Source organism: Thalassolituus sp. UBA2009 (assembly GCF_002335285.1).
Classification (GTDB): Bacteria; Pseudomonadota; Gammaproteobacteria; order Pseudomonadales; family Oceanobacteraceae; genus Venatoribacter; species Venatoribacter alkanivorans.
Genome location: NZ_DDCJ01000119.1, coordinates 12,840 through 28,388, shown reverse-complemented (window position 1 = coordinate 28,388; position 15,549 = coordinate 12,840). Strand labels below are relative to the sequence as shown.

Below are 15,549 nucleotides of genomic sequence, written 5' to 3'. Positions count from 1 at the left end.
ATATCAGAGGCCGGACAATATCAGGGGCCGGACAGCCACCGGATAAAAAATGGAGAATTTATTAAAAACAGATGAAATCTTCTGCACAGGTTTTGCTGTTGAATTGATCACGTTATACAACGCTCAGACTTATCCACAATGTGTGACATATAAAATTCATGTCGCACTTCCCCCTTATTTACCGTCTTCAGTGGTAGCTGCCGGTTGCTGCATTCAGGCCGGAGTCATTCACATATGATCAGGGGAAGTAAAAATGGGGGTATCGAACAAGCATTTACTGACTGGCTTTATCAGTTTGTTAAGTGCAGGACCATTGTTTGCTGCGGGTCTTAAAGCAGACATCGTACTCGACGGAAAACCACTGGCAGAAGCCATTATTTTGCTGGATGGAAAAGAAATAGGGCGCAGCAACGCCGATGGCAGTTTCTGGTATGAAGGCTTTGGTGGTGGGCGACATACATTAACGCTGCAGCTGCCGGATCAATCTGTTCCATACAGCTTTACGCTGGCAGATGATGAAGCGGCTTTTATCAGCATCAGCGCAAAGCGCGGTGACAAAACAGTGGATGCGGCTATTGATCGTGTTCCGCTGGCGGCAGCCAATCGTAATAGTAAAACAGAACTGGCAGGCATTGGCGTGCTGACAGGCGAAGTTTTCGGACTTGAAACTAATGGTCCGGTTCGTAATGCAATGATTAGTGTTGTTGGTAAAAATATTACCGCACGCACCGATCGTAATGGCGAATTTAAAATTGAATTGCCAAAAGGCGAATACAGCCTGCTGATTGAACATCCGCAATATATGTCGCGCACCCTGACATCGGTCAATGTGATGCGCGGTATGGAAGTGAGTGTCTTTACTGAATTACCGATGCTCAGCAGTGATGACAGTGAATTTATTGAAGAAGTGGTCGCCGTCGGCAGCTATCAGGCATACAGCCCGGTTGATGCTGAGCGAATGTCATCTGCGGTAATGGATACCATGGATTTTACGCAGATCGCCCGCTTTGATGACAGCACCGTCAGCTCCGCCATGACGCGGGTTGTTGGGGTAAGCATGGAAGACAGCCGCTATGCGATTGTCCGTGGAATGAAGAGCCGTTATCAGTCCACTTTTTTTAACGGTGCTATTCTGCCCTCCACCGATCCGGCCCGTCGTGATTTACCGCTGGATATCTTTCCTGCGGATATTATGCAGTCGCTGTCACTGCAAAAATCGGCCACCGCAGATGTACCGGGAACAGCAACCGCCGGTCATATTGATATGCGTACCAAGCCTACCCCGGATGAAGGATTCTTTAAAATCTCGGCCAGTCTGGCCTATGGTAAAGCCAATAGTGAAGACGGCTATATAAGCAAAGAACATGGTGGCCGTGACTGGACAGGGTATGACGACGGTTTCCGTGAAATGCCGGACATTGCCAAACAAGCGCGCGGTGCTTATTTTTTTGGTGATCCGGATTCTGCGGGCAGCAATGGCCTGGGCGACAGCGAAGAATTTCTGCAGTTCCGTGAAGAGCTGGGAGAGTCCTTTGAAAACTACGGCGTGTATAAAGGGGATTTACCCGCCGATATGTCCATCAGCCTGTCCGGAGGTGACAGCATTGTCACGGATGGCGGACAGCGCCTGGGGATGATTGGCGCAGTGCGTTACAGTAACAAATGGACCAATGATGAAAAAATTCAGAACGGTTTTGAGCTGTATACCGTTAACAACCCTGATACCAATGAACCAGAAGATCTGCTTGCGCTGACATCTTCAAAAGTGACCTACGATACCAATAATGTTATCGACCTGAGCGCCATGCTTAATCTGGACTGGCGCATTACCGAAAATCATACACTTGGCCTGAATAATATTCTGTTACGCCATACCACCAACTCGGCAGAGTTTGAGGATAGGTATGTTCTTGCTAGTGGTCATTATATTGCCAAGAATAATATTGTTATGCCCGAAGATCCGCGAGACTGGCCATATGGCGGAGGCATAGATAAGCAGGAAACCCAAAGTATTGACTGGATTGAGGAGCAGCTGGTCAGCCATCAGTTATGGGGTGAACACTACATCCCCCTGAGTGATGGAGGATTACTGGGGGACTTAAAAACCAATTGGCAGATTTCCCGGTCAAGCAGTGAATATGATCGCCCCAATGCTCAACGTTACTCCTATCAGGGTAATAGCCTGTCTGCAGACCCTGTGCTGCAGGTTGGTTTCAGTAGCGCCTATAATCTGTGGGAAGCTTCTGAAGAAGACGGCAACTCAGCCAGTATTGATCTTGAGTTACCGATCAATGAAGGCGGAGATATTTCAGTAACGGCAAAAACGGGTCTGTATCAGCTGAGCCGTACCCGCGATGGTTATGAAGATCGATTTTCATACCGAGGTAATAAGCTAGAACAGGAAACCAGGGAAGATATTCTTTTGTACCCTGACCCTGCGGATATCTTCACCGATGAATATATTGGTGATGGCACCAATGGCAGTAATGGTCTGTACGTGAATTATGGTGGTTCTATTGATGCTGAAAATGATACCGGCGTCGATAAAGGTTATCAGTACCGTGTCGAGCAGAATACCAATGCCTGGTATGTGCAAACCGACTGGAATCTGTGGCAAACGGTTACGGCGAATATCGGTGTACGCCGTGAGTCATTTAAAGTAGAAGCTGACCAGTATTACTACAACCCGGAACCCTTGTACGAACTGCTGGATGAAACCAAAACCCTGCCATCTCTGGGCCTGACCTGGTTAATCAGCGATAACTGGCAATTACGCGGCGCTTACAGCAAAACCGTAAGCTGGCCAGAAACCTTCGAGCTGTTGCCACGGAGTTACCGTGATATCGAGACACTGACCAGCTACAAAGGTAATCCGGATCTTAAACCGGCCGATATTAAAAACTACGATATGCGCCTGGAGTGGTACCCCAGTGATAATGAATCCATCAGTCTGGGTGCCTACCGCAAAGACATGGATAACCCGATTGAAAATGCCTTTGACACGCTCGGTGATGATTACGATTACTACACCTTTGTTAACGTAGAATCCGGCAAGGTGACCGGTTGGGAGCTGGATTTCCGTACCGAGTTTATTCTTGATGACAACTTCAGTCATTCTGTCTTTGTGCAGGGTAATTACACCGATATTGAATCAGAAATCAGCCTGGCCCCTGATTCCAAAGAAACCGATTTAAACCGTCCACTGCAAGGCCAGCCCGATTATATCTTTAACCTGCAGTTAGGGTATGACCACTTCGAAACCGGCCAGGAAGTTACGCTGGTATTTAATCGCAAAGGTAAAGAGCTGGTGATTGTTACCCCTGATGCGGGCAGTAACGTCACCAATGTTTACAGCGACCCTTATGACGATCTGAAACTGATTTACACCAAACGGTTTGGTGATGACCTTAAAGTGTCATTGTCGGGTGAAAATATACTGGATTCTGAAAAACGTCAGTACTACGAAAAATACGATGTGGCCTACCTGGGTTACAAGTCCGGGCCTAAATACAAGCTGAAAGTCAGTTATGAATTTTAAATATTGGACTCCTAAAAAGATGATGGGTGGAATTATGTTATTTAAAAAATACCCTCGGGCTTCTGAGTATTCAGGCCTGAAGTTAATACCAAAGCTGGGTGTATTATCCGCGGCTTTGTTACTCGCAAGTTGCGGTGCTGATGTATCCGATGAAACCGCCATGCAGGAAAGCCTGGAGGTATCACTGGCGCAGTGTGAAATCCTGCAATACGGTGTGGTCGGAACCGCTACTGATCCGGTGCAGGTAAACGGTGAAGAGTTCAATGCCTGTTTACTGAGCAAAGACATCGGAAAGCTAAGCAACACACGCGATATTTCTAATGATTTAAACGCGATCAGTCTGAAAAATACGTGGAACTATAAACCTCTGGTCTGGGTGCTGGATGGTGTGTACGAGTTCGGCGAAAGTAAAGAATACGAGACGTTGGATCAATTACTCGCTGAGCGTGTTAATTTTTCCGTTGAGCTATATGCGAAGCCCGGTTCGGTTGTAATTCTTCATCGAAATGCACAATTAACGGCCAACATTTTATCACTCGACGACAATAATACCGGCGGTGGTGAATGGGGTGGTGTGGTTATTAATGGCATTGGCTATTCACCAGAGTGCCCGGCAACCAGTAGTCCAGACCAGCTGTGCAATATTAAAGGTCCCTTTGGCTACTACGGCGGTGTTGCCAAAGATACCGATCTGACAGCCTATGGCATGAGTTTCAACTCGACAAATACCAAGGGGTTTCCCGGTTTATACAGCTTGAACAGCGGCGGTGGTTCCGTGATTGGTGAAGCGGGTGAGGAAGTATCCGTCAGTCTGGAAAACTATGCGGGTGGTACGATTCATGCGGCGGTTACCGCTTATGCTCCCGCAGCCAGCCAAACGGGAGGGGTGATTGCTTACAGCGGATCGAATGGGCTGCAGGTCCACGGTGGCAGCTATAATATTGTGAATGGCAATCCGGTTAGCCCCATTCCCTATATCACTAACATCAGCGCTACCGCTCTGGAGCTGAATAACTATCAGGGCGATATTGCTGCTCGTATCAGGCATGACTCGTTAACATCGGCGCTGGTGGTGAAGGGCGGTCAGGTGAATTTGAGTAACCTTAGCCTGTTCGACCAGTACAATCAGGCGGGTGTGGCGATATCAGTGGCCAGCGCAGCTAAAGTTACCTTGGATGACGCTCTGATTCAGGGCTTTGATACCTGCCTGGCACCACAGGATTCGGCCAGTCAGATCAGTGTGGGTTCTGCTTTGCTTAACTGCAGCAACATTACCAACAACACCAGTAATGCCCTGGCTGCCATTGCAAACGCGACCGATCTGATAACCGGTGCCGATGCGCTGCTCAGCTATATATGGGCAGTAGGTAATAACAGCTTAAACTTTGCCAATGTTGAAGATCCGTCTCAGTTGGGTGCGGGTAATGCGAGTGTAGCGGGAGTTTATAGCCCGGCCATTCTTTTTCCCGAGTGTATGGGGGTCGGCACGCTGGCAGAAGATACTCTGGTTGTTGGCGGCATGCCGTATCAGATCTGTGATTTAACCAACGTTGACCAGTCAGCCACTTTATACAGTAACTTCAGTATTGAGGGGCGTTTGAATAACGGCGGGAAACCTGACTATTATCCTAAAAATATTGCCTGGCGGATAAATGGTCAGGTGCAGGTCGGTACCGATTTTACGCCACTTAACAGCGCTGAACGTGCTGCCGCATTAGCCAGTCCGGTGCAATTGACGCTGCCTGCTGGTACCACCTTGCTGACTACCAGTAACAACGATTCCGAATTGCTTATTCAGCCCGATGCACGCTTGCGTGTTACTGGCTCAGCAGACGCGCCGGTTACTCTCGGTGTTGCCGGGCTGACCGCTGGCGATATTACTTCAGGCTGGCGCGGTATTACGGTTAATGGTGCTGACGGTAGCGCTAAACAGCTGGATATTCAGTACCTGCGTCTGTATGACACTGGCGAAGATGGTCAGGCGGCATTCACCCTTAACGAGGTTGGAGCAGATTCGAACATTACCTATCTGGACATTTACGGTGCCGGAGCAGACGGCCTTAATATTAATGGTGGCGCTGCCAATTTTAATCATCTGTTGATGGCTAATATCGCAGGTGACCAGATTCAGTGGCAAAACGGCTATCAGGGAACCATAGAGACGGCCGTTATCAGTCCGGGAGACAACAGCACCGGTGCCGTGTTGCACGGTATTAACAGTAATGCCGATTATGATGCTATGCCGCGTTCCCGCCCGGTTATTACCAATATGACAGCTACGGGGTTCGGCTCCGGCAACACCGCAGTATTGCTGGAACAGGGTTCCGGCCTGTTGATGTTTAATTCGGTGTTTTCAGATTTTGCCACTTGCCTGGATATTGACGATGCCGAAACCGCCGCATTACAAAGCAGTGATCCATTGGGAATTCTGTTTGATGGCGTGATATTCAGTTGTGAAAACACTCTGGCCGATGAATCCGAAAGTGGCGGTTACGATTATGGCTATACCGTGGTTTCTGCCAGTGGTGTGGTTGAAGAAGACCCGGTTCTGAATACCGGTTACCTGATTACTGGCAACGTCAGCGTGAGTTTGGTGGATCTGAGTCATTACGCTGCTTTATTAGGTGATGCCTACCATCATCTGGGGGGCGGTGCTTATATTGGCGCAGTGGCAGATGATGGTGATGACTGGTACAGCAACTGGAGTGATTCGGTGGTTATTGCGCCGGATTTCGAATGCAATAATCTGGGGATTCTGGTTGGTATGGAGCCGACTGGAACTTATCGATTTGATTATGATAGCAATGGCGACGGAGAGATCAGTTCTGAAGAGAGCTACTGGGAGCCAGTGTCGAAGTCGTGCCGGATTTTAGGTGGTATTTATACCAACAACGTTACCATCGGCCAGTACAGTGGCTTGCCAGGCGAAACCGTTAATCAGTGGTTAGCCGATGGCTATACCCTGGAGGAAATTCAGTCAAATGCTTTGACCGGCGATTGGGCGATTAATTTTTTGACTGGTGAAACCCGCTATATTGAAGAAGCGGTGATGCGAGTGATGCCCACCCACTGGACGGTAAAAGGTGAAATTCATATTGGTAAGGGGCATCAACAAATAACCGACGTTGCCGCCGTTGCTGATATGAAAGCCAATCCGGTAACCCTGACGATTGAAAGCGGTACCAGCATTGAAGCGGAATCAGATAACAGTGTTCTGCATATTACCCGGGCAGGGGCTCTGCAATACGTTGGCAATGCCGGGTATGAAAAGATTAATACAGGAGGGGTTTCTGTTGCCGTGGTGATCGATGGCTTTGGCCGGAATAACCTGTGTGAAAACGCCGCGACCACTAATGCAGGAGAAGGCATGTGCAATATCGAAGGGCCCTATGGTTATTATGGCGGTTACGACTCAATAGCTTCCAATGTCGATATTTCAGGCGCTTTATTTCGTGCTGATCTGACATTCAATTCGGTTAATGGGGTGGCTGAAAACTCAGTTATTTACCGGGATGTAGATGCAGATCCTGATCTTGGCAGTGCGTTATCCATAAATGGCGGATCGATTAACTTTAAAAACATTAATATTGATATAAAAGGTAACTATTTTAAAGGTGTTCTGACCTGGAATCATGGTTACCAGGGTAACCTTGCCAATATCTATGTGGCAGGAGATGTCAGTGTTGATGGTGATAATGTGCCCTTGCTTAACGATGAACAGTACTACCCGTTGATTTATGGCCGCAATAATAGTGTGGATGTGAATGCTGAGCCGAGGTCAATGCCAACGATTGCTAATCTGAGCGTGAACTACTATTCACTCTGGCAAACTGCGGCCCCAAGAACGACGCTGGTTCAGCTTGCAGAGGGCAGCGGTCTGTTTATGTACAACAGTCTGCTTGGCGCGGATGAATCGTCCGATAGCTGGGGTGAGTATCCGAGTGAGTGTGTGGGTGTTGACAGTACGAATGAGACAGCTTACGGCAGTACTATTTTTATGAAAAATATTGTCAGTTCGTGTCTGAAGTTTACGGTTAACAGCAGTCTTGATACCAGTGTTATGGCAGATCCGAATGCAATGATACTTAAAGAACCTTATTTGTATTATGGTGGTGGTTCTGGTGGGAAAAATAAATACAAATCGGTAAACAGCAAAATCCATGGTGCTTTGGAAAGTGTTTTCTGGAAGTCTTCTATGGAGTATCCAGTGCTCAATATCATTCAGATGATTGGAGAGCGATATTCCGGTGGTTATTCAGAATCAGCCACGGTTGATTCTGAATTTCTTGAAGAAACAAAATATATTGGCGTGCTGGATTATTACGAAAAACCTGAAATTATTAGCGTGCTTGAATAAAACCGGTTTTGGTGATTATAAAAGGGGCTTTTGCCCCTTTTTTTATGCCTTTTTTATGGTGTTAGTTATATTATTTCAATTATATTAATTGTTCATATCATTAAGTTTTGTTTCTCCTTTTTATATCGATAAGACGGTATGTATGTGACACAAATCTGTCTTGGTTGTTGTGTCAGTATGGATGCGCTCCTGAGGAGTAAGCATTAATGGTCTCACTGTTGAGGCTGGCGATGCTGGTGGTGAATTACATCATCGTTAATCGAAAAAAATGTTTGTATTCAGTTTTTACAAACCTAATACATGGAAATACATTGCTGGAGATTGAAAATGAAAAAGATCCTTTTAGCGTCGGCCTTAACCGTTGCGTCTGCAAGTGCTTTTGCTTCTAATGGCTTATGTACCAACGTTGGTAGTGTGGCAAGTTCTTCCTATAGCTGGAATGGCACCAACTACGTTCTGTGTGAACTGCCTTCTTCTGTCCTGTCTGACAAAACACTGTTTAACGGTAACGATACCCGTTACCGCAAGCCTGTACTTTGGGCGCTGCCGGGTATTGTAACGGTGGGTGATGGCTATGTGCAGAATACCAGTTACGCTGCGGCTAACCATTCTGTACTGACCATTGAAGCGGGTGTTAATGTGATCGCCACCGCCAATAATGCGGCTCTGGTGATTGCCCGTGGTGCAAAAATTAATGCCGTTGGTTCTGCCGGCAACCCTATCGTGTTCTCCAGTGCCGATGAAGACTTCACCGGTGAAGGCGAGTGGGGCGGTGTGATTCTGTCTGGTTATGGTGTGGCTAACGAATGTACTTCCGGTGACACCTGTCTGATGGAAGGTATTTCCAGCAATTACTATTTCGGTTCCGGCAGCAGCAGTAAAGCAGCTAACGAAACAGGCAGTGGCACCATGAACTATGTTGCCATTACCGAAGGTGGTACCGAAATTAACGTAAATGATCCGGATGATGTTGCCAACGGCGGTAATGAAATCAATGGTCTGACGCTGTACGGTGTAACGTCGTCCACCATTATCAGCAACATCCACGTAAACGAAAACCTGGATGATGGTATCGAGTTCTTTGGTGGTGATGTGGATGTGTCAAACCTCTGGCTGACCTGTAACGGTGATGACAGTGTGGATTGGGACTACGGTTTCCATGGTTCTATCACCAATGTGTACATCGAGCAGGGTGATAAGAACGGTGCTGCCGACCATGCATTCGAACTGGCCGGTAACCCGAATAACTACGCAGCCACTCCGCTGGCAACGGCTGCTGTTGAAGGTGCGTATGTCGAGTTTGTTGGTGACAACGCCGATGCCGATACCGACTTCGTTTTCAAGCTGAAAGAAGGTACTGACGGTTACTTCAATAATATTGTGGTAACCGGTTACAACACGGGTACTACCCAGAATTGTGATGCTATCAGTTCCACTAATATCAGTTCAGCTGATTTCGGTACTATGAGCGTTGATTGCTCTGTTGTTGATGCAATGACCTTCTCTGCAACAGGCCCTTCTTCGTTCACCAAAGCAACTACCTTCTGGGCGGCTGCTCCTACCTGTAACTAAAACCGGATAGTGTTCAGGTTTTCAGGCCCATGCTGCAAAGTATGGGCCTTTTATTTTAAGCTTCAGGCGATTGTCTGAATAAAAGAGAAAGAGAAGAAAAAAAGAAATAAAGCTATTGAAAGTCGACGTTGATACTCAGCAGAAACTCCCGCCCGGTACGGTAATCAAGGTAATGGTAATCACCCTGAAGATAACGGTGTGCTGTGTTCAGCATATTATTGATGCTGAATGTTAACTGGCCTGGGTGTATCCGGTAATTCCAACTGAAATCGAGATGATTTCTCGGCTGCTGATAGACGGCCGGCAAATCTGGCTGGTCGCTGGTAATATAAAGTTGAGTGCCGCTGCGCTTGCCTGTCAGACTCAATGTCTGGTTAAGGCCAGGCATATACTGTAACCTTAAGGCCGTAATATACTCAGGCTGTCCCTGCAATGGCCGATGATTTTTCGGTTTTTCTTCCGCATCGTCAGAATAATCAGAAGCATCGGAACCGCTGACCTGTGAGTGAATTCTGGCATAGCGCCCGGATAGCTTTATGTGTTGGTTGCGGCCAATGTTCAGACGGTAATCGGCTTCCAGTTCCAGACCACGAACATTACCCTGACCACTGTTGCGGTAGCTGTAATTGCTGTAGGTTGCGCTGTCCGTCGCTTCGCTGTTATCTGTGAATGCACCTTCAATCGGCTGGCGGATTCGTTTCAGGTATAAGGCTGCTCCCAGTTCCAGCCCGGACACATTTTGCCATTGCCAGGATAAATCCCAGTTATGGACATCGGAACTGTGTAATCGTGGGTTGCCGATTGTTTTTGTGCGGGTGTCGAGATCTTCGTAGACGACAGGCAGTATTTCGTTAAAGCGTGGCCAGACAACGGTTTGACGGTAATTCAGCCAGATTCGCTGCTGAGGTGGCTGAAAGCCAATGGCGATTGAGGGTAGCCAGCGGGTGCCGTCTTCAAGTTTTTTGTTGTCTTCCGGCAGGGCGTCCCAGAGTTCTGCCTGCAGGGTATTTTGTTCATAGCGCAAACCACTGATCAGACGCCAGTGTTCGTTAAGATCAAGATCATTAAGCAGATAGGATGCCTGATTCTCTTGTGTTGCGCGGTAAAAATGGCCGTTTAATCCGATATCCTGCTCAGGCTCCAGCAGGGTATCCTGCAAAATAAAACCGGGCATCTGGCTGTCTCCGGTAATGCGCTCTGCGGTGAGAATGTCGCTGGGGTTGGTTTGTTCCATAATCTGCCCATTGCTGGTCAGATCTTTACTGCCGGTAAAACCGTACAGCAGGTTGTAGCCTTCGCGATTTTTAACACTTTTTTCCCAGCCGGTTTTTAACTCACCGGTCAGTAAAGCCTCACCGAGATCAATGCCGTATAGATGACTGAAATGTAAACCGAAAGAATCGCTTTTCTGCTCCATATAACGCCAGCCAATACTGGCTGTCGATGGTAATAGCTGTAGCCTGTAGTTACTCTCTTCCGACACCGAAAAATAGCGATAATCCAGATCGTGCGGACGGTTGTATTCCGTTGTGCTTTTACTGATCTGCCAGTTCAGCGTGGTTAATGGTGTGAATTTATGCAATCCATAGAGCTGGTGTAACAGTAGGCTTCGTTCTGTCCAGTGGATCAGGTTTCGTCGGTAGGCGGTTTCTGTATTGATATTCTGTTCGCTTTTTCCCTGTGTTTCTATCAGCTCACCGTGGTGAGTACCCTGGTGCAGGTAAAGGGTATTAAATCCGAGGTATTGCTGGTCCGAAATATTTAATCCCAGCGCAGCCAGGGTATTAATGTCGGACGTGTGTTCACTGCGCTTATGCCGGGAGTCTTCGTGATGAAAATCACTGGACGAGCCGGAGTAGCCCGTCCCTGTGCTGTAGCTGGTGGAACGGATAAGACTGTGCTGCCAGCGATCACGTACACTGGCAGACAGCGTTCCACCCCAGCGTATGTTCTGATACTGCCCGGTAGTGCCGGTGCTCAGTTCCAGACTGCCGCTGTTTTTACTTTTCGTTCGATATAGCCCCATATCACCGACAATGGCTTCTCCTGCCTGTTCACGCTGTTGCGCTGACAGTGTATCGACGCCACCCGTACGGGCATTGTCAAAAAGAAGCGACGGAATAGCCTGACGGCCATCACCAAATCCGTAACGGTTGGCCGATTTCTGGGAGCCCTGAAGAACCGTACTGTTGTTACTGTGCGGACGCCAGATCGCGCTGGCTGTGAGCTGAGCATACGCCTGCTTGGGTAACTGCATGGTATTCAGGCTGACAATACCAGCGCTGGCCTGACCGGGAGCATCGGCATATACCGATTTTCTGAGGTTGATACTGTTGAGAATACCCAGTGGAATAAAATCCAGAGGAAAGTTCTGGCCGGAGGGATCAAGACTGGGAAGCTCACCGCCATTTATCCGGATTGATTGATAACGGCCCGTCATCCCGCGGATGATCGCGTAGCGGTTATCTTCTATTTTAACCCCGGCTGTCAGCTCCAGTGCTGAGGATAATGTATAAATTCCTGCTTCACGGAGCTGACGGGTATTAATGCTCAGTTCTGTTGGGCCGGTAAGTTCATTGAGCGGACGGGGTTTTATTTCTGCTGAGCTGTCAGCGGTTACAATTAACTCTTCAGGATGGATTGTATTGGCTTCATCATCGTTGTAACGCGGATATTCTGTGATTGTCTGGCGAATAATAATGGTGTCGCCGAGAAGGTCGTATTCAAGCTCTGTATCTTGCAGAAGCTGTTCCAGTAGCTGAGTCAAGGAATAACAGCCTTCGATATCAATTGTGTGTTTATCTGCCAGCAGGGCTTCCGGTACGATGATTAAAAAATGAAAATAACGGGCAGCTGACTGTAATGCATGACTCAATGAATCTTCAGTAATCTGCACGATCTGTTTGGGTGGAATGCAGCTGGCAGTTTCTCCGGAGCCGGTATTTAGCTGATCAGTGTTTGAAGACTCCGCGTTTAATGGCTCAGCACATAATATGCCGCAGAGTAATAACAGCGGCAGTACAGGGTGTCGCTGGGTCTGGCTCATGGTCTGGCGGATGCCAGCGTCGGAATCATATTTTTCCTGCCTTATCATCTGCTTAACCTGAAGGCATTCTGATTACCTGCTGATAAAAATCATTCCGTTCTTTTCTGATATTGTTAACTGGTAAGCTGAGGTGATCAGTTGCAGGTTCTTTTCTGCATCGTCCAGTCTGAAAGTGCCCGATACCGGCAAATTACCAATGTCTGAATGGATGCCGATCGCCGTATTCCGGTATCGGTTCAGTTCAGCAATGATGTCTGCCAGCGGCATATTGTCCGCTTCGAGAATATTATGTTGCCAGTCACGGTAAGAGGTCAGATCGAACGTCTCTACCGGACCATGTCCATTCGCCCGGATCAGGGCCCGTTGTCCTGCCGTGAGAATGACACGCTTGTTGCCTGCCTGTAGCGGGGCCACTTCAACCCGGCCTTCAAGAACCGTTAACTCGGTGCTGTCGCGTCGCTGATCAACATTAAACACCGTGCCCAGCGCTTGCAAAGTGGCATGGCGGGTTTCGACAACGAAAGGCCGGGTCGGATCTTTACTGACGTTGAACTGAGCCTCCCCCTCAACCAGATCGATGTGGCGCTCAGCTGCGCTGTATTTAACCAGCACTTGACTGGCTGCGCTGATGTCCAGGCGCGAACCGTCATCCAGTAGCTGGTGAGCGGTTTGCAGCTTCTGAGTATTAAAATATACCGGTTCTGAAACATCGCCGCTGCGAAACAGCAGAATGCCAAGGGTAAGAACGACCGATGCCGCGATACCTCCGTACCATAATGTACTGCTTTTATGGTCAGATTTCTGGCTGTTCTGCTGATGGTTCTGTTGATTTGTTTCGTACTGTTTCAGCGCCGCAGTAAAACAATCATCATTCCAGATTGCGTCCAGAGCATCAGCCTCCTGGCGACGCTCAGGTTTCTTATCCAGCCAGACTTCGGTTTCAGATGTCTGCTTAGCTGTGCTTTGTTCGTATTTTTCATGCAGAATCCATTGGCTGATTTTCTCTCTTTCAGAATTGGCCAGAATATTCTGTTTTGGTATCAGTCTTAAAACCACGTTCTTTTACTCACTGCGGGTACGCCACGTTCAATTTGTTCAAGAACTGAACGCATGGCACGATTAATTCGTTTTTCTACGGATTTTGGCTCTTTTCCTACGCGGCGGGCGATTTCGGAAATGGTCAGTCCATGAACTTTTCGCATCACCAGAAGATTTGCCGTCTCGGGAGGAAGCTGGTTAAGACAAAGCAAAAAATGTTCTATTTTCTGATTCATTTCCGCATTGCGATCAGGTTGCGGTTTTTCACAATGAACTTCCTGATCATCAATGCAAAGCATCTCTTCCGAGACTCTCTTCTGGTAGTAGTCATTAATAATGTTATTGGCAATTTTGTAGATGTAACTGACAGGGTCATTGAGCACGAATCCCTGAATAGAGCGCTTTAACGTCCGCTCCAGTGCCTCCTGGTATATATCCTCAGAATAGGAGTGGTCATTGACTTTTCTGCGGATAAAGCTGAGTAATCTGGGCTTCTCCTGATTAATCAGCTGACTGATGTGATGCACTGAGACATCGGGTTGATACATATTCATTGAATCCGGTCTGCCTGTGGACTTTAGCTGGAGAAACAGCAAGAAAGTGAGGATTCTGAACTCGCCTGCGCGATGATTCCGGTTCTGCCAGTGCGTAAAGGAGAGCCTTCCAGAGTCCGTGGTCGGATGGTCGCTGATTATGGTCGTGAGATGTTTCAGTTTGGTTAAACTGATAAGAAAGTTTTTAAGCATGAAGAGTGCCACTGATGATTGGCTATACCGCTATGGTTCGCAGCAAAGAAGTGATGCTTCGCTGGTATTCTCCACATTGCAGCTCACCATATGTCCACCTGGGTGCTTAAAGGTTGAACCACAGGGGTGCAGCATTAATCGTGGTTCGCCGTGCAGTGCTTCTTCATGGACGTATAAATCGCAGCCCAGAATAGAGTAGTCGATGGAATTTAAATGCAGACGCCGTTGGTGCTGGTGCCGGTAACGGGGTTCAGCGTGAACAGCGTGCGCTGGGTGTCCGGATTGGATAGGTGATCCCGCTGTATCAGTAAGGCACATAGAGTTCACCCTCGGTTTGCCTGATGTTAAGGCAGGTGATAAGTTCTTTGCCAGCTAAAGCAGGCGCTGGATAGCTAAGATTACAGCTTTAAATACCGGAGTTAACCGGCGTTCGCGTTTTTCTGGAAAGGATTTTTGAGTTATGGAAGATTTCTCAGCTTGGTCGATGAGTGGCGCTGGGTTTCTCGAAGGCGTCGCCCGGGATAAATGCGTTTGCATACTAACAAGGTGTTAGGCAAATATGGGAACAAACTGAGAGAATATGGGCTGCTTTAAATTTTGTAATTGTAGCTGTAGCGATACAGACGCAAATTTCGATCGTATTTTGTCTACGGAGACCAACTTTGGTTTCAGCCTATCGCAAATATCTAAATCGAATATTGGTTGGTTTACAGACGAAACCATCGCTGATCATCAACTGAAGCTCTGGAACCTTGGACAACAATCAGGTATCTATATGCTTTGGCATAAAGAAGACTACTGTGCTCAGCATGAGCGTTATCATATGACATGTCTATATGTTGGCAAAGGCTACGTTAATTCCCGGTTGCGCTCTCATTGGAAAAAGAAAGATTTCTCAGATGAGATGCTTATTTACTTCTCATATTTTCCTTGTACTAACCGACAAGCTAAATACATCGAGCAATTGTTCTTAGATCTATACGATTTACCGCTAAATAAGTCAGAGAATGACGGTGAATTTATATTGTGCCAACATTGGACACAGTGGGACGTTGACTAATTTTCCTAACAAATTTTTCAAGATCACCCCAAAAGCTACGCGGTTCGGGTGATTGGAGGATTAGCTGGGTAGCCCTCTACTAAGGAGTTTCACAGGATGTACGTGCCGAATCACTTCAAGGAAGACGACATAGGTAAGCTTCAGCAATATATTCGTGACTACGGATTTGGTCTGCTAATAGTGGCGGATGAT

Annotated in this window: 7 protein-coding genes; 4 read left to right on the top strand and 3 right to left on the bottom strand. The window is 47.5% G+C overall.

The features are described from left to right. Positions 1-253: 253 nt before the first annotated feature. The 3 genes from B3P58_RS14945 to B3P58_RS14935 all read left to right on the top strand — a co-directional run bounded on the left by B3P58_RS14945 (position 254) and on the right by B3P58_RS14935 (position 9,467). Entirely contained in the window at positions 254-3,538 is a 3,285-nt protein-coding gene (locus tag B3P58_RS14945) for a TonB-dependent receptor domain-containing protein (RefSeq protein ID WP_286718760.1), read from the top strand. 160 nt (positions 3,539-3,698) lie between these two features. Then, positions 3,699-7,895, top strand: a complete 4,197-nt coding sequence (locus tag B3P58_RS14940; RefSeq protein ID WP_286718757.1) for a hypothetical protein — start codon at positions 3,699-3,701, stop codon at positions 7,893-7,895. A 327-nt stretch (positions 7,896-8,222) separates the two neighbouring features. After that, positions 8,223-9,467, top strand: coding sequence for a hypothetical protein (locus tag B3P58_RS14935; protein WP_286718754.1), 1,245 nt, complete (start codon positions 8,223-8,225; stop codon positions 9,465-9,467). Positions 9,468-9,579: 112 nt separating this feature from the next. Here B3P58_RS14935 and B3P58_RS14930 read toward each other — a convergent pair whose 3' ends face one another. The 3 genes from B3P58_RS14930 to B3P58_RS14920 form a co-directional block, all read right to left on the bottom strand. After that, positions 9,580-12,342, bottom strand: coding sequence for a TonB-dependent receptor domain-containing protein (locus B3P58_RS14930; protein WP_286718752.1), 2,763 nt, complete (start codon positions 12,340-12,342; stop codon positions 9,580-9,582). A 243-nt stretch (positions 12,343-12,585) separates the two neighbouring features. Beyond that, positions 12,586-13,569, bottom strand: coding sequence for a FecR family protein (locus B3P58_RS14925; protein WP_286718750.1), 984 nt, complete (start codon positions 13,567-13,569; stop codon positions 12,586-12,588). Further along, positions 13,560-14,099, bottom strand: coding sequence for an RNA polymerase sigma factor (locus B3P58_RS14920; RefSeq protein ID WP_286718748.1), 540 nt, complete (start codon positions 14,097-14,099; stop codon positions 13,560-13,562). The genes B3P58_RS14925 and B3P58_RS14920 overlap by 10 nt, the downstream gene beginning before the upstream one ends. Positions 14,100-15,453: 1,354 nt before the next feature. Here B3P58_RS14920 and B3P58_RS14915 point away from each other — a divergent pair. After that, positions 15,454-15,549: FMN-binding negative transcriptional regulator (locus tag B3P58_RS14915; protein ID WP_286718763.1), on the top strand; the 96-nt coding region annotated here is incomplete at its 3' end.

What these genes read in the sequence shown, in the direction of transcription:
- B3P58_RS14945 (WP_286718760.1), top strand. Translation starts at nt 254, where the DNA reads ATGGGGGTATCGAACAAGCATTTACTGACTGGCTTTATCAGTTTGTTA.
- B3P58_RS14940 (WP_286718757.1), top strand. Translation starts at nt 3,699, where the DNA reads ATGCAGGAAAGCCTGGAGGTATCACTGGCGCAGTGTGAAATCCTGCAA.
- B3P58_RS14935 (WP_286718754.1), top strand. Translation starts at nt 8,223, where the DNA reads ATGAAAAAGATCCTTTTAGCGTCGGCCTTAACCGTTGCGTCTGCAAGT.
- B3P58_RS14920 (WP_286718748.1), bottom strand. Translation starts at nt 14,099, where the DNA reads ATGTATCAACCCGATGTCTCAGTGCATCACATCAGTCAGCTGATTAAT.